The organism is Algoriphagus oliviformis (assembly GCF_017254915.1).
Lineage (GTDB): Bacteria > Bacteroidota > Bacteroidia > Cytophagales > Cyclobacteriaceae > Algoriphagus > Algoriphagus oliviformis.
The window spans coordinates 271,171-286,081 of record NZ_JAFKCT010000003.1; the positions used below are offsets into that span (position 1 = coordinate 271,171).

Sequence of the window (14,911 nt, forward strand, 5' to 3'; positions counted from 1 at the left end):
CCAATCCGACATGAAGAAAGCCCTAATCCTAGCCTTCAGCATCCTCTTCGCGGTACTTTCCTGCGGGACAAAAAAAGACGGAGAGTCCACTGCCAAAGTGGAAGCTACCACCCAGACGGTGACCAATTTGGACCCCAAGGCATTTCAGGAAAAAAGCGCTGAGGCGATTGTCCTCGATGTCCGGACTCCCGAGGAAGTCGCCGCGGGCAAGATCGCCGGTGCCATCGCCATTGATTTCTATGGGAGCGACTTTCTTGAAAAGGCCAAGGAGCTTCCCAAAGACCGGGAAATCCTCGTCTATTGCGCAGTGGGGGCTAGAAGTGCGGAAGCCGCCGAGATGCTGGCCAAAGAAGGCTTTGCGGGCGTCTATCATCTGGGCGGCGGCATCCGCGCCTGGACAGCCGCTGGACTTCCCACAGTCCAGGAATAATCCGCGCAAAAAAAAGATCCCTCGGGCTGATCTATTCCCCGAAGGATCTAACAATCTCGGCTTAAATATCTTGGCTCTATCCTCTCGGCTCTAATGTCTCGAATCTTCACACTAAATACTAGATACTGACCCGTTTCCCTGTCGCCGCGCTTTCCAATATCGCCTCTACGATTCGGATGTCACGTTTTCCTTCCTCGCCGGGCACCATCATGGCTTCCCCTTTCATGATACTCATCGCGTCGTTGTCCATCTGATAGACCTGCTCCATGGGCTGCTGGAAAGGGAAATTGATCTCGCCCAGTGTACTTTTCCCTTTGTTGCCGGCGTAAGCGGAGAAGGGCGCCATCTCTATGGTTCCTTTTTCGCAGACGATATTGAGGAAGTTGACATTTTCGGCAAAGGAGGTCTTGATCTTGCCCACCACTCCTCCGGGAAATTCCAGCTCGGCCTCGACGATTTCGCCCAAGCCATCCTTGTAGATCTCCGGCCGCTCGGTCCAGACCTTGGCGGACTTCACTGCCACCGGCTCCATGGCGGAGCCAAGTCTTGCCCCCTGGATCGAGTACACGCCCATATCGTAGATCACGCCACCGCCCATTTCCTTTTTCTGCTTCCAGTGGTCGGTACGGCCCTCGCGGTATCCGGCCGCGCAGTCGAGGGAGGTGACTTTGCCGAGCTTGCCACTTTTCACGATTTCGTGATAAGCTTGCGTGTTGGGCTCATGCTGACAGCGATAGCCTATGGCCAGGCTCACTCCGTTTTTCTTGCAGGCATCGATCATCGCCTGGCAATCCGTGGCGGTGACCGCCATAGGCTTTTCGCACCAGACTTGCTTCTTGGCGGCAGCCGCACGCTCCACATACTCGCGGTGCATGGACGGGGGCAGCACCACATAGACCACGTCGATGTCGGGATTGTCTTTGATCGAGTCAAAGTTTTCGTAGTTGTAGATGTTCTTTTCCGGGATGTTGTACTTGGCTTTCCAGCTCTCCGCCTTGGAGGGCGTACCGGTCACGATCCCGGCCAGATAGCAGTTTTTGGTGAGCTGCAGCGCGGGCGCAAGGAGATCGGTGCTGTAATAGCCCAAGCCCACGAGCGCGACGCCGAGCCGCTCCTTTTTGACCGCTTGGGCTGTAGCCAAAAAAGTAAAGGGGGATGCCAAGCCCAATCCCGCGGCCAAGCCGAGCGTTTTGAGAGAATCGCGTCTTGAAGTCATGATAGAAAGGTTATTTGGTTTGTCAGGAAATTGAAAACAGAAAATCAAGTTAACCCAATCCCTTTCTAAATCAAAAACTGTACTTTTAGAGGAGACTTTGGACCATCTTTCCCCAAAACATGAAAAAACTGCTGTTTCTCCTCCTGCTGTTGGCCCCTGTATTTTCCCACGCCCAGACCAAACCCTACCTCTCCCTCGCCGATGCCGAGCGGGTGACCGCCGCCGCCCAGGCAAAAGCCAAAGCCGAAGGCTGGAACGTCGTGATCGCCATCCTCGACGACGGCGGCAACCTGGTCTCACTCAAGCGAATGGACGGCGTGCAGGTGGGCTCCATCGAAGTGGCGCAAGCCAAAGCCAAGACAGCAGTCTATTTCAAACGCTCTTCCAAAATCTTTGAGGATATGATGAAGGGGGAAGGGGGAGCGAGGATAGCGACCTTGCCCAACGCGACTGCCATCGAGGGCGGACTTCCCATCTTCAAGGACGGCATCCTCGTAGGGGCCATCGGGGTCTCAGGCGTCACCTCAGCGCAAGACGGCATCATCGCCGAAGCAGGAGTGCAGGGCTATTAATCCCAACCTTTTCTCGCCTTGGTAACCCCTCGCTTCCACCCGTGAAGCAGGACAATCCGCCTTTTATCCAGAGAGCCTATTGGACAAATAGGCATAGTGCCCATCCCCCGTAGAAAACGAATGATGTGGCGATTGGGCCTCCCATGGAACCGAAACTCAGCCACCGGCCCAGCCCATCAGATTACACTAGTCAAACCACATGAAGAAAACACTTTTCGCCTTCCTACTGGGCAGCCTTTGCCTACAGGCGATGGGACAGGAGACGGTCCCAGTCGAAAAGGAAAAGGGCAACTACTACGAAGAGTACCACGTACTCCGCTCGGACAAAAAAGTAAAGCACGGCTCTTACCTTCAACTGAGCAAGTCCCCTCTGGGCGAGCTCTTTTTGGAATCATCGGGCAGCTTCACGCTGGGGGAAAAGAGCGGACTCTGGGACACCTACTATCCACAGTCCAGCCAAATCAAGACCCGAGGCTACTATAAAAACGGCGAGAAAGACAGCGTATGGGTTCATTTTTATCCCGAGCCTAACCGTAAAAAACTGGTCAAAGTCGGCTCCGGGCAGGAAACCAACCTGGAGGTCGTCAGTGCAAACCCTACCGTGCTGGCCACCGGCATGTACAAAAACGGGGAAATGAGCGGAACCTGGGAATATTACGACGAAGCCGGTTTTTTGGCGCAGACATACGACCACGACAAGGGCCTGCTTACCTATGTGAGCCAAGGCAGCCTGGATGAGCTGGATGCGGGTTTTATCGGAGGTGATCTCCTGCTGCAGCAATATTTGACGGAATCCTTCGACTTCTACCATGGATTTCTCGCCACCAACAAAAACACCATAAGCCTCAATCCCGGTATGATCATCTTCCTCTTCACGATCGACGAGGAAGGTCGCGTGACCGACATCACCGAGATCGAAGACAGCGTCAAAAACAAAAAGCTCTACCAAAGGGCCCTCGCTGCTACTCAAAGCCTCGACTCCAAATGGTACCCCGCGAGAAAGGGCGGAGTGCCTTACCCGGTCACAAAAACGGCAGTCTTCGAGCTGAAAATCGAAACCAGACACTCCTCCGTCCTAACGGATGCCTGGTCCCTGTCGAGTACGTCGCACCAATTCTCGTCCACGGTCCAGGTAAGGTAACCGGAAGTAGTTGCCCGGCTATGCCGATCCGATGGTGCATAGGCGTTTTGAACACACGGCATCCTTCAAAAAAATCAGTTGGCAAGACGTCAATCATCCGCCTTTCCTCCCCGCTTTTTGAGTACTTTCATAAGTCATCTCGAAAACCAACATGAGCAAGTCGCTTTTTTTCATCTGGTTGTTATGGGGAATGGTCCTTCTCCCAGCCCTGTGCGAGGCGCAGGTTTTGCCAAGGGAAAATGGAAAAATGCTGGAGCTGGACGGAGCATCCATTTACTACGAGGAATACGGAAATGGGGACCCCTTGCTCCTGCTGCATGGCTTTGGGAGGACGCTGGAAGACTGGAAGCCCTTGATCCCCGAGTTTGCCAGGCGGTACCGCGTGATAGCCTGGGATATGCGTGGACACGGCAGGTCCAGCAGCGGGGACACCACGGAGGTATTTCTTCACCAGCGCGCTGCGTCTGACCTTCTCGCCCTGATCCAAGCGTTGGATTTGGAAAAAGTCAAGGCCATCGGCCACAGCTCTGGAGGAATCCTGTTGCTCCAGGCGGCGAGCCAGAGACCGGAAGCCTTCGAGGCGATCATCCCTGTCAGCGCCCAACTCCAGTTTAGCCAGCAGGTCCGCGATTTTATCAGGCAAAACGCCCAGCCGGAGGATTTTTATGAGTTTAACGAGCTAGAAGCACAGCATGGAGCCGCCAAAGGCAGGCTGCTTGCCCGCCAGTTTTACCACTTCTCCGAGCTCCAAGGAGATCCCGCGACGACTTCTGATCAGCTGCGCCACATCAGCGCGAGATCCCTTATCATCCACGGTGACGACGATTTTGTCCCGGTGAGCGAGGCATGGGAAATGTACCTGCATCTGGACAATTCCCATCTATGGATCGTCCCAAACGGAGGACATCTCCCCCATCTCGGCCCGCAGCGAGAGGCTGATTTCACGAGGATCGTACTGGAATTTCTAGACGGCAGCTGGACAGCCCTTCCTCCACGGGAGTGATTTTGCGGAGCAAAACCTGACGCCTTCTTTCCCCTTCCGAAGCAAAACGCGCCAATTCCGAATCGGAACGCCGCCTTTCCGTCATTTTTTTTAACTTGCTCTGCCCTGATCCTCAGTCGCGACCGATGCTTAGATTTTTCAGATCCATCCGAAAAGGACTCCTCTCCGAAAACAAACTCAGCAAATACCTGGTCTATGCCCTGGGCGAAATCGTCCTCGTGGTCATCGGCATCCTGATCGCCCTTGCCATCAACAACGCCAACCAAAACCGGCTCCTTGCCCAAACCGAGCAAGTCTACCTGACAGGCCTGAAAGAAGAATTCCGTGCCAGCAGACTCAAGCTCGCCGAGCTCATCAGCGTCAATCGGGACAACCTGGAAGCGTCAAAAAAGCTCCTAAGCCAAGGCAAAGGCACCGACTCCGCTCTGGACGAAGCGGAATTGTCCAGCCTGTTGTACCGCGCGTTTTCCCTGGACATCGCCTTCAACCCCAACCAATCCCTGCTCCTCGAGATGGTCAGCTCCGGCAACCTGAGAAACATCTCCAACCCCCAGCTCAGAACCCGGCTGACCGACTGGCTATCGACCCTGGAGGACATCGCCCGCCAGGAGCGTGACCTGGGAATCCAGCGGGAAGGGGTGCTGGATCTTTTTCGCAGGGATGAAAACAGCCTGAAAACGGTCCTCATCCAGTCCGGCGTATATGGGGAGCTGGGCCTCCCGGAGGACAACAACCCGCCCAGCAACCTGGAACTCCTCCGCTCCCGGGAGTTTGAAAACAACCTGCTGATGTTCCTTCTGACAACCATCGCCACGGAACAGGCCCACTACAGTCCGCTGATGCGGGATCTCGAGGAGATCGAGCAGATGATCGCGGCAGAACTACGCTAGCGATCGGGATTTCGTCAAAAATGCTCCTGAAATCTTGCCTCTTTTAGGCTCCCAATCTTTTTATAAGACCTGAAAAATCCCTTATTTCAGGGTACGCTTTTGCCCCAAACCTGCGACAAGCTCCGCGGAGCAGGATTCTGAAAAGTACGGCACGGCAAAAGACTACCGCTATCCCAACAGAACCGAAAACCCGAACTAGACTTGTCCAGAAGGTGCTAGGCCGACGATAAGGTCCAAATCACCTCCGACCGGAAAGCCCGGTCTTGAAGTTCCGTTGATCTCCGCCTGATTCTCCTATGCGTTTTGTTTTCCACATCACTTCCAAACCCCTGCTGATTGCCTTCCTTTCGGGCCTTTGCTTGGCGGCCTTTGGCCAAGAGTACAGCTCCAAATTCGAGGCAGTTTCCCTAAAAAAGAGCAAGGTCAACTTCAAAAACCAGCTGGTGGAAGACCAGAAAAACAACATCCTCCGCTACGAATACTTCTACAACGGCGGGGGCGTGGCGATAGGTGACTTGGATGGGGATGGACTGGACGACATTTTCCTCACGGGCAACATGACCGCCAACAAGCTTTACCGCAACCTCGGAGGGCTGAAGTTTGAGGATGTGACCAAAGTAGCTGGCGTGGGCGGCAAGGACAGTTGGACCACCGGAGTGAGCATGGCCGACGTCAATGGCGACGGACTGCTGGACATCTACGTCTCCTTCTCTGGCAAGGGTACCCCTGAGAGCCGCAAAAACGAGCTTTGGATCAATCTGGGTGGGTTTCGGTTTGAGGAAAAGGCCGAGGACTTCGGCATAGCCGACCCCTCCAACACCACCCAGGGCCTATTTTTTGACTTTGATCGGGACGGGGATCTGGATCTCTTTCTGCTCAACCATCACATCCAAGTCATCAACACGCTGGAATTTGACGCGGTGCGAAAGGAAAGGCACCCTTACGCGGGAGACAAGCTGTACGAAAATGTCGGCGGGAAATTCATCGACATCAGCGAAAAGTCGGGCATCAAAAGTAACGCGCTGGGCTTTGGCCTGTCGGTCTTGGCCTCCGACATCAACGGGGACGGCTGGCCTGACCTGCTGGTGACCAATGACTACATCGAGCCCGACTACCTCTATCTGAACCAGGGCGACGGCACCTTTTCCGACCGGATGGCTGAAAATTTCCAGCACATCTCCCACTTTTCCATGGGCGCGGACATCGCCGACATCAACAACGACGGCCTGCCCGACGTCCTCACCCTGGACATGCTGCCCGAGGACAACGAGCGCCAAAAGCTCCTCTATGGCCCGGAAAACTACGAGCAATATGCCCTCATGCTGAAGCAGGGCTTTCACCATCAAAACATGCGCAACATGCTCCAGCTCAACCAAGGGAACGGGGCATTTTCTGAGATCGGCCAGATGGCGGGCATTTCCAACACCGACTGGAGCTGGTCGGCGCTTTTCCTTGACGCCAACAACGACGGCCAAAAAGACCTTTTCGTCACCAACGGCTACTTCCGCGACTACACCAACCGGGATTTTCTGAAGTACAAAGGGGACTACTATTTCAGGCAAGCCATCGATGGGCAAAAGGCCGACACCCTGCATCTGGTCACCTCCATGACCTCCACGCCGGTACACGATTACTTCTTCGAAAACAAGGGAAACCTCCAGTTCTTAGACCGATCGGAGGCGGCCGGCTTTGCCTCAAAAAACTTCTCCTCTGGCGCCGCCTATAGTGACCTAGACAATGACGGAGACCTAGACCTGGTCGTATCCCACCTGAACGAAACCGCGAGCATTCTGGAAAACAAAAGCGAAAAGGGATCTTGGCTGCAGGTGGAACTGCGGGAAAAATCCCAAAACCCCTATGCCTTGGGTGCCCTGCTTACGGTTTTTGCCCAAGGGGAAACCCAAAAACTGGAACTCTACCCCACCCGCGGATTTCAGTCCTCCTCCACCTATCGTCTTCATGTAGGTCTCGGGCCAAATTCCCAAGTGGACAGCCTCCAGATCCTCTGGCCAGATCAGCACGTCCAAACGCTCGTCAAGCCAACTATCAATCAGCTGCTGCGGATAGAGAAGGCCGAGGGACTGCCCAGCTACCAAGCTAGTCCGAAAAAGCAAAGCCTCCTCGCCAAAGCGTCCGACGGAGCAGGCATTGCAGTCCCTACGTCCTCGCTCAATGACTTCAAGCGCCAGCCCCTCATGCTGACCATGCCCAGCCATCTCGGGCCGATCATGGCCAAGACAGATCTGGATGGAGATGGGCTGGAGGAATTGTTCGTAGGGGGCAGCAAGGGCAGTCCGGGGAGAATCTATACCTATCAGGACAGCGCCTGGGTGGCCTATCGTGGCTTTCGCTCCGCAGCGGAATTCACCGATGCCGTGGCACTTTTCGAAGACTTCAATGGCGATGGCAAGGCGGACCTTTTCCTCGGCAGCGGAGGCTACCATGATTACACCAGCGAAGACGCCTCCCTGCGCGACCGCCTCTTTCTGAATGACGGCAACGGCGTGCTCGTGCCTCAAGGCAATTTCCCTGACTACCGCATCAGCACCGGGGCCGCTGTTGCCTTGGATGCAAATGGAGACGGTTTTCTGGACTTGTTTGTCGGAGCCAGACTGATCCCGGGACGCTATCCCGAAATTCCCGCTTCCAGACTCCTTCTCAATGATGGGAAAGGCAAATTCACACTCAGCGAAGCGGCTTTGCCCCAAGGCGGAAAGCTGGGGATGATCACTGCAGCCACCAAGCAAGACCTCGACGGCGACGGACTCCAAGATCTGATCCTAGTGGGAGAATATCTCAGCCCCCTCGCGTTGATCAATCGGAAAGGAAGCTTTGAAGATCAATCCGAGCGCTATTTCCCCGCCCTACTCTCCGGATGGTGGAGTAGCCTCGCCCAGGCGGATCTGGACGGAGATGGGGACCTGGACTTGGTTGCCGGAAACTTTGGCCTCAACAGCCAGCTCGTGGCCAATGCCGACAAGTCCCTTCGCCTATACGCCGCCGACTTTGACCAAAATGGCAGCATAGACCCGATTCTGGAATGCTTTGTCGATGACGACTACTATCCTTTTGCCAGCCGGGACGAGCTGTTGGACCAGATGGCCGGCATGCGCAGCAAATTCACCAACTACGCCGGCTACTCCAAAGCCAAAGTCAGCGATCTCTTCACGCCGGAGGAACTGGCCAAAGCCCAGCGCCTCGAGGCCAACATGCTGGAATCGACGTATTTTGAAAATACACCCGAGGGCTTTGTGCCCCATGCCCTACCCCGAATCGCGCAAAGCAACCCGACCTACGCCATTCTCGTGACCGACCTCAATGGGGACGGGAGACCCGACCTCATTCTGGGTGGCAACCAAAGCCAAAACCGAATCCGGATCGGAAAGATCGACGCAGGCCTGGGGCTGGTACTGCTCAATGCAGGCCCCGGGCGATTCCAAGCACTGAGTCCGGCTGAGTCGGGCCTGATGATCAAGGGCGACATCAAGTCCATCCTGGAGCTGAGCCTCGGAGGACAGAAGACACTGGTCTTCGGCATCAACCAACAACAACCTGAGTTCTACCATAGACAATGAAAAAAACGCTTACCTGCCTCTTCCTTTTGGCTTCATTTCTGGTGATTTCCCATCCCAGCTTAGCGCAAAAGAAAGACTCCAATTGGCCCCGGATCTATTCGGAGCAGCATTTTCACATCACCGAAGTCATGGTGACCGACGTGGCCAGTCCGCCGGTCGCAGCCAGGATCTATGCCTACTCCAACCTCGCCGCATATCGCGTGCTGCAGGAATCGGGGGCGGAATTTTCGCATGGAGACTTCCTTGCGCAGTCCACTATTCAAGGAAAAATGACAGGGCTCTCCCTGGGAAATATCGACGCACCGGAGTTTGCCGCGATCTACGCCATGTTTCTGGTAGGGGAAAAGATCATGCCCTCGGGCTATCTCCTGGAGGAAAAGCAGGAGGCGTGGAAAGCCTGGGGGCTTAAGACAAAAACCGTCGGCAAGAAAAATATCGAGGCCCATCTGGCCTATGCCCAGGCCGTCGCAGACCAAGTCCTCTCCGTGGCCCGAAAGGACGGCTACCTGCAACTCACCGCCATGACCCGCTACACGCCCAAGGAAGGCCCTGGCTATTGGTACCCCACGCCTCCGGCCTACATGGCCGCGGTGGAGCCCGAGTGGAAGACCATGCAGACCTTTTTCCTCAGGGACCTCGACCAATATGACCCTGCCCCCATGGCACCCTTTGACCTCCAGCCCGGGGCCTCCTTTCAGCGACAGATGATGGAAGTGTATGAGCGCGGCAAAAAACTGAGCGAAGAAGAGCGCCTAATAGCCAACTTCTGGGACTGCAATCCCTTCAAGGTGGAGTTTGCCGGACACATGGCTATCGGGGTCAAAAAGATCTCCCCCGGAGGCCACTGGATGGGAATCACCGGCATCGCTGCGCAAAAAGCGGAGCTGGGCTTTGCAGAAACCGCCTTTCTCCATGCTTTGGTGGGAATGGCGCTGCACGATGCCTTCGTATCCTGCTGGAAGGCCAAGTATGACACCCACCGAATCCGTCCCGAGACGGTGATCAACCAGACCCTAGACGAAACGTGGAAACCCATCCTACAAACGCCCCCTTTCCCGGAGTACACCTCCGGGCACTCGGTCATCAGCTCCGCGGCATCTACCTTGCTTACTGCCTATTTCGGGGACGGATTTGGTTTTGTGGACAGCTCGGAAGTGTATTTCGGCCTGCCGGAGCGGGAGTTTACCTCTTTCTACCAAGCCTCGGATGAGGCTGCGATTTCCAGGCTTTACGGAGGAATCCATTTTCGCGACGCGATAGAAAACGGCGTGGTCCAGGGAAAAAAGATCGGTGCTTTTATCTGGGAAAGTATCGGGAAGTAGAGGTTTTTCGAAAGAGACACTCAAAAAAAAAGAGGTTCTGGAAGACTCCAGAACCTCTTTTTAGTATTTGTCAGGGGAAAATCAATTCCCTCCATCCCACCAAGTCTTGGTAGTCCAAGTGTCGCCTCCCATGCGAGAAGTGGCAGTGGAAAGACCTGAAGGGTTTGTGGAGCTTTCCGAAGCAGGGAAAAGCTGTCTGGTAGGAATCTGGCCTCCGGAGAAGTTACCGGTGTAGTTCACCGGGGTCAGCGCAGGATAGCCTGATCTTTTCCAGTTGTTCCAAGATTCGACGAAGTTGGCAAAAATACCGGTGGTCGCCCAGATCTGCTCATTGATCATTCTCAGCGAAGCGGTGGCGCTGCTGGTGTCGAGCGGATTGGCTGCCGCAAAAGCCGCAGCGGCCGCAGGAGTGATGGATGCTCCGCCAAATTTGCCCAGGGAAACCAGAGCAGCTTCCACGCCCGCAGCATAGTGCGAAGACGCAGTACCCGGTGTTGAGAAGCCTCTCGCCGCAGCGTCAGCCAGCAAAAGCTGGATCTCCGCATAGGTCAGGATGAATACCGGCGCATCTCTGTCGCGGTAGATCGCGGTAGGTCTGGAATACTTTCCGATCGGAGCCACATCGGCGCCGGTTCCGGTAGAGCCCGGGTAGTTTGGCGCATTGACGATGTCGGTGGAGCCACCTCTCATGTCGTATCCGTTTGGCATGCCGATCTGTACGGCAGGATCGTTGTTGCCAGCTGCGGTACTTCTGTTTGCGGCCAAACCTGCCCCCGGAACCTCAGCGATCACCGGAAGACGGGGGTCGTTTTTAGCCTTGAGGAAGTCGATCAGCTTTTTGGACCATCTTACTTCGTACACGTCGTCGATGACGTTGAGCGCATTGGCGCTTGAGTTGGCGTAGCCGTTTACCTGGTCGGACTCCAGCACTGCCTCATCGGCTACGGAAGCGAAAACTCCGCCTGCGATAGCCTTCTGGACGTAGGTTTGCGCTGTGGAAGCATCCACTTCCACCAGTCTCATCGCCATGCGCAGCATGATGGAGTAGCCGAGTTTTTTCCACTTGGCCAGATCACCTCCATACAGGACGTCGTTTTTGATCGCACCGCCGGCATCGTTGATGGAGGCCAGAGCGGCATCCAGATCGGCCAGCATGGCGGTGTAAGCCTCCTGCTGGGAGTCGTACTTAGGCTGGGTAATGCCTGCCTCTGCCTGCAAGGCTTCGGAATAAGGGATATCGCCATACACGTCCGACACGAAAGACAAGGTCAGCACCTTCCAGATCTCGCCTACGGCCACCAAGTTGCCGAAGCCTTTCTTTTCAGCCAGGCTCTGCATCTGATAGACGCGGGAAGCGGCGGCAAAGCCGTCGTTCCAAACGCTCTGGATGTAGCTGTTGGTGCTACCAGAGGCCACGTACTTGTCTGCATTGGAGTAGTAGTTTGCCCCGCCAGTGGAGGTAGAGGCCATCACCTGCACCCACATGCTCTGGAAGAGGATCGCTCCGGTGTATCCCGTCATCATGTTGCCATAGTTGTAGGATACGGTCGGAAGGATCAAGTTTGGATCAAAAACCTCCCCGTCGGCACGGTTGGGGTCGGTATTGATGTCTGCAAAATCACCGTCGCAACTGGAGACGGCCAATAAAGCACCCGTGAGGAATAAACTAATATATTTTTTCATTTCAGTTCAATTTGAAGTTGAGGTTAAAGCCAAAAGACCTGGTGCTCGGAAGGTTGGCACCTTCGATACCGGTGTAGTTGATGTTTGAACCGAAGCTCGCTTCTGGGTCGATGTTGTCAGCCTTTCTCATCAAAATCGCGAGGTTTCTGGCCACCAAAGACACTTCCAAACCTTTCAACACCGGGGTGTTTCCAAACCATTTGGATGGCAGGGAATATCCCAGGGTCAGCTGTCTCAGCTTGATAAAATCTCCGTCCACCACACTGGTAGCGGTCACGTTTTGCGCCAGCGCCCTGTAGTAAGCCTCCGCAGTGGAAGTCACGCCATCGTTGCTGATGCCTCCCTCTCTGCCTTCCAGCGTGATCTGGTGCAAGCCTCTGAAGATGGAGTAAAACTCGGTCGCGGAAAGAACCTTGTTGCCGAAGTTGTAATCAATCAGGAAGGAGAAATTGATGCCTTTGTAGCTGAATTCGTTGCTCCATCCCCCGTAGAGGGTAGGCAGTACCGAACCCATGTTGACCAGTTCACCGCGAACCGGCAGGCCTGAGGCGTCCACCCGGATGCTTCCGTCCTCGTTGTAGGCGTAGTCATAGGCTCTGATCTGAGGACCAGCTTCACCCACCACGTAGGCAGTCACGGCATTTCCGAGCGTTGCTCTGTTTTGGCCGAGGTTTACCGGATTGTTATTGTTGTCGGTGCTCAGCACTTTGTTTTTCACCTTGGAAAGGTTGAAGGAAGACTTCCACACGAAGTTTTGGGTTTGGATCGGCGTACCGGTCACCAAGACCTCCAAGCCTTTGTTGCTGGTAGATCCAGTCGCGACCACCGCACTGTTGAAGCCGGACGCGATGCTGTAGCTCGCGTTCATGATCTCGTTGTTGGTCTCTTTCTGGTAGTACGCGATGTCAAAGCCCAAGCGGTTGTTGAAGAAGCTCAGGTCCACCCCAAACTCCAGCTCGTCGGTAGTGAAGGGCTTCAAGTCCAGGTTTGGCAAACTGGTAGGAGAAGATCCCGCAGGGATGCCGTTGTAGGCATTGGCAGAGCTGTAGTAGAAGGCAGTCTGGTAAGCGTCAAAAGGCTCACCGCTGGTAACCGCGTAGGACGCACGCAACTTACCGAAATCCAAAGCCGGCATATCCAGCAGCTGGTCAAACACAAAAGCAGCGGCCACAGATGGCGAGAAGATGCTGTTGTTGTCGGTAGGCAAGGTGCTGTACACGTCGTAGCGACCGGTGGTGGTCAGGGTCAGGATGTTGTTGAACCCAAAGCCCACAGAGTAGTAGGCGGAGTGTACCTCACGCTCATTGTACTCATAGGATCTGGAGAAGGTCTCCACGTTGAAAGGAGAATACAGGTAAGGAAGCACAAATCTGCTACCTCCCACACCCACGGACTCAAACTTGTTGTTTCTCATGTTTGCACCGGCAAGTGCATCCAAAGACAGTTTTTCGGTCAAGTCAAATTTGGCACCCAAGATACCGTCGATGTTGAACTCCGAGCGCTGCGAGCGACCACGTCCACCCAGGTTACCCTTGAGATCAGCGGTGTACGCTAGACCGGTAGGATCTACGCTGTAGAAGTCATCGTTGGACACGTCATTGCCCAGGCGTACCATCGCGAAGATGTCCTTGGTGAAGCTATACTTGGTAGAAAGAGCGGAAATCGTCCTGTTTCTTCCAGAGTCGTTGACGCCTTGGTTCACGATGAAATACGGGTTGGTCACGTAGATATCGTCACTGAATACCGTCTCAGCGCCAGTCTCTGGATCATATCCCGGAGCGAAGATGCTCTGGCCGATGTTGGGAGCCAGCATCAGGAAGTTGTTCGGGTTTTTGGGCCCGTCGCTCAGGAAAGGTATGTTGGTCGCCTTGTGGTCGATGTAGTTGACCATGGCAGCCACGTTCAGCTTGTCGGTGATGTTCTGATCCACATTCAGGTTGATGGTCAGTCTGTCCACGCCGCTGTTTGGCACAATTGACTTGGCACTCAGGTTGGACACGGACATTCTGAAGGATCCGTCGGTACCCAGTCCCTTGGAGATGGACACGGTGTTGGTGAAGTTGGATCCGGTGCGGTAGAAATCGATGTATCGGTCGTTGGTAGGAGAATAGGTGTACTGGTTTCCGTCAAACCCAACGACTGGGCTGCCGTCCATCATCGCACCCCAAGCCAATCTTCCGGTGGTCTGGGCATCGGCAGCGGTAGCTGGCTTTTGCCCTCCCGTACCCTGTCCGTACACAGACTGGAAGTCGGTAAAATCGACCGCCTTGTCAGCCATGTAGTTCATGGTGTAGTCCAGTGACCAGTTGCTGCCCTTGGAGCCTTTCTTGGTAGTGATGAGGATGACACCGTTGGAAGCCCTGGAGCCGTAAAGCGCCGAAGCAGCCTGGCCTTTCAGCACGGTCATGGTCTCGATGTCGTCCGGGCTCAGGTTACCGATACCGTCCCCGTTGTCACCTCCACCCCACTGGCCTGCGGAGCCACGCTGGGTGTTGTCCATGGGGATACCGTTGATTACATAGAGCGGAGAGCCAGTTCCGGAGATACTCGGAAGACCACGCAGCGTGATCTTGGAGGTTCCGCCGGGACCACTGTTGGTGCCCTTCACCACCAGACCGGCCACGCGTCCCGCCAGGGAGTTGGCCACGTTTGGTTCGCGGGCTTTGGTCAGGGTCTCGCTGCCCACGGCAGTCACTGAGTAGCCGAGGGTTTCTTTTTCCTTACTGATACCCAAGGCAGTCACGACCACCTCGCTGAGGTCACTTGCCTCCTCGTCCATGACCACGTTGAGCTCTGTCTGGTTGCCCACGGTGATCTCTTTGGAAGAAAAGCCGATGAAAGAAAACACCAACACGGATTGGTCGGTGACCGAAATCGAGTACTCCCCATCCACGTTGGTGGTGGTACCCGACTGGTTACTCTTGTCCAGGATCGTCACTCCTGGCAAAGGAAGGCCGTCTGACGATGCGGTGACCTTCCCCCTTAATACCCGCTGTTGACCGTACACTGAGCTTGACAGGCTCAGCAACACAGCCAGAGCGAAAGCAATTGGTAAAAACTTTCTCATAACTGGTAGTAA

The 14,911-nt window shown here is 55.0% G+C and carries 10 protein-coding genes; 7 read left to right on the forward strand and 3 right to left on the reverse strand.

The features are described from left to right. Positions 1 to 10 precede the first annotated feature (10 nt). Positions 11 to 430 carry a rhodanese-like domain-containing protein gene (locus J0A68_RS09355; protein ID WP_206577946.1) on the forward strand — a complete coding sequence of 140 codons (420 nt, stop codon included), beginning with the start codon at positions 11 to 13 and terminating at the stop codon, positions 428 to 430. 118 nt (positions 431 to 548) lie between these two features. Here the strand turns inward: J0A68_RS09355 and J0A68_RS09360 are convergent, their stop codons facing one another. Beyond that, complete coding sequence (locus J0A68_RS09360; protein ID WP_206577947.1) at positions 549 to 1,646, reverse strand: Gfo/Idh/MocA family protein; 1,098 nt, start codon at positions 1,644 to 1,646, stop codon at positions 549 to 551. A 119-nt stretch (positions 1,647 to 1,765) separates the two neighbouring features. On the opposite strand from J0A68_RS09360, the gene J0A68_RS09365 reads away from it, so the two are divergent. From J0A68_RS09365 to J0A68_RS09390, 6 genes are all read left to right on the forward strand, one after another. Next, positions 1,766 to 2,218 carry a GlcG/HbpS family heme-binding protein gene (locus tag J0A68_RS09365; protein WP_206577948.1) on the forward strand — a complete coding sequence of 151 codons (453 nt, stop codon included), beginning with the start codon at positions 1,766 to 1,768 and terminating at the stop codon, positions 2,216 to 2,218. Positions 2,219 to 2,417: 199 nt separating this feature from the next. Beyond that, on the forward strand, positions 2,418 to 3,359 hold the full coding sequence (locus tag J0A68_RS09370; protein ID WP_206577949.1) for a hypothetical protein: 942 nt from the start codon (positions 2,418 to 2,420) through the stop codon (positions 3,357 to 3,359). A 151-nt stretch (positions 3,360 to 3,510) separates the two neighbouring features. Further along, positions 3,511 to 4,362 carry an alpha/beta fold hydrolase gene (locus tag J0A68_RS09375; protein ID WP_206577950.1) on the forward strand — a complete coding sequence of 284 codons (852 nt, stop codon included), beginning with the start codon at positions 3,511 to 3,513 and terminating at the stop codon, positions 4,360 to 4,362. A 125-nt stretch (positions 4,363 to 4,487) separates the two neighbouring features. Then, positions 4,488 to 5,252, forward strand: coding sequence for a DUF6090 family protein (locus tag J0A68_RS09380; RefSeq protein WP_206577951.1), 765 nt, complete (start codon positions 4,488 to 4,490; stop codon positions 5,250 to 5,252). Between the two features lie 296 nt (positions 5,253 to 5,548). Beyond that, positions 5,549 to 8,827, forward strand: coding sequence for a VCBS repeat-containing protein (locus J0A68_RS09385; protein WP_206577952.1), 3,279 nt, complete (start codon positions 5,549 to 5,551; stop codon positions 8,825 to 8,827). Beyond that, the gene (locus tag J0A68_RS09390; protein ID WP_206577953.1) at positions 8,824 to 10,149 is read left to right on the forward strand and encodes a vanadium-dependent haloperoxidase; all 1,326 of its coding nucleotides are present in this window, start codon (positions 8,824 to 8,826) and stop codon (positions 10,147 to 10,149) included. Before J0A68_RS09385 ends, J0A68_RS09390 begins: the two co-directional genes overlap by 4 nt. An 81-nt stretch (positions 10,150 to 10,230) precedes the next feature. Here J0A68_RS09390 and J0A68_RS09395 read toward each other — a convergent pair whose 3' ends face one another. Both J0A68_RS09395 and J0A68_RS09400 read right to left on the reverse strand, forming a co-directional pair. Next, on the reverse strand, positions 10,231 to 11,832 hold the full coding sequence (locus J0A68_RS09395; protein ID WP_206577954.1) for a SusD/RagB family nutrient-binding outer membrane lipoprotein: 1,602 nt from the start codon (positions 11,830 to 11,832) through the stop codon (positions 10,231 to 10,233). 1 nt (position 11,833) lies between these two features. After that, positions 11,834 to 14,899, reverse strand: a complete 3,066-nt coding sequence (locus tag J0A68_RS09400) for a SusC/RagA family TonB-linked outer membrane protein (RefSeq protein ID WP_206577955.1) — start codon at positions 14,897 to 14,899, stop codon at positions 11,834 to 11,836. Positions 14,900 to 14,911: the final 12 nt, after the last annotated feature.

Excerpts from the sequence above, each read along its gene's own strand:
- J0A68_RS09400 (WP_206577955.1), bottom strand. The coding sequence starts at position 14,899 with ATGAGAAAGTTTTTACCAATTGCTTTCGCTCTGGCTGTGTTGCTGAGC.
- J0A68_RS09360 (WP_206577947.1), bottom strand. The coding sequence starts at position 1,646 with ATGACTTCAAGACGCGATTCTCTCAAAACGCTCGGCTTGGCCGCGGGA.
- J0A68_RS09365 (WP_206577948.1), top strand. The coding sequence starts at position 1,766 with ATGAAAAAACTGCTGTTTCTCCTCCTGCTGTTGGCCCCTGTATTTTCC.
- J0A68_RS09395 (WP_206577954.1), bottom strand. The coding sequence starts at position 11,832 with ATGAAAAAATATATTAGTTTATTCCTCACGGGTGCTTTATTGGCCGTC.
- J0A68_RS09390 (WP_206577953.1), top strand. The coding sequence starts at position 8,824 with ATGAAAAAAACGCTTACCTGCCTCTTCCTTTTGGCTTCATTTCTGGTG.
- J0A68_RS09370 (WP_206577949.1), top strand. The coding sequence starts at position 2,418 with ATGAAGAAAACACTTTTCGCCTTCCTACTGGGCAGCCTTTGCCTACAG.
- J0A68_RS09385 (WP_206577952.1), top strand. The coding sequence starts at position 5,549 with ATGCGTTTTGTTTTCCACATCACTTCCAAACCCCTGCTGATTGCCTTC.
- J0A68_RS09355 (WP_206577946.1), top strand. The coding sequence starts at position 11 with ATGAAGAAAGCCCTAATCCTAGCCTTCAGCATCCTCTTCGCGGTACTT.
- J0A68_RS09380 (WP_206577951.1), top strand. The coding sequence starts at position 4,488 with ATGCTTAGATTTTTCAGATCCATCCGAAAAGGACTCCTCTCCGAAAAC.
- J0A68_RS09375 (WP_206577950.1), top strand. The coding sequence starts at position 3,511 with ATGAGCAAGTCGCTTTTTTTCATCTGGTTGTTATGGGGAATGGTCCTT.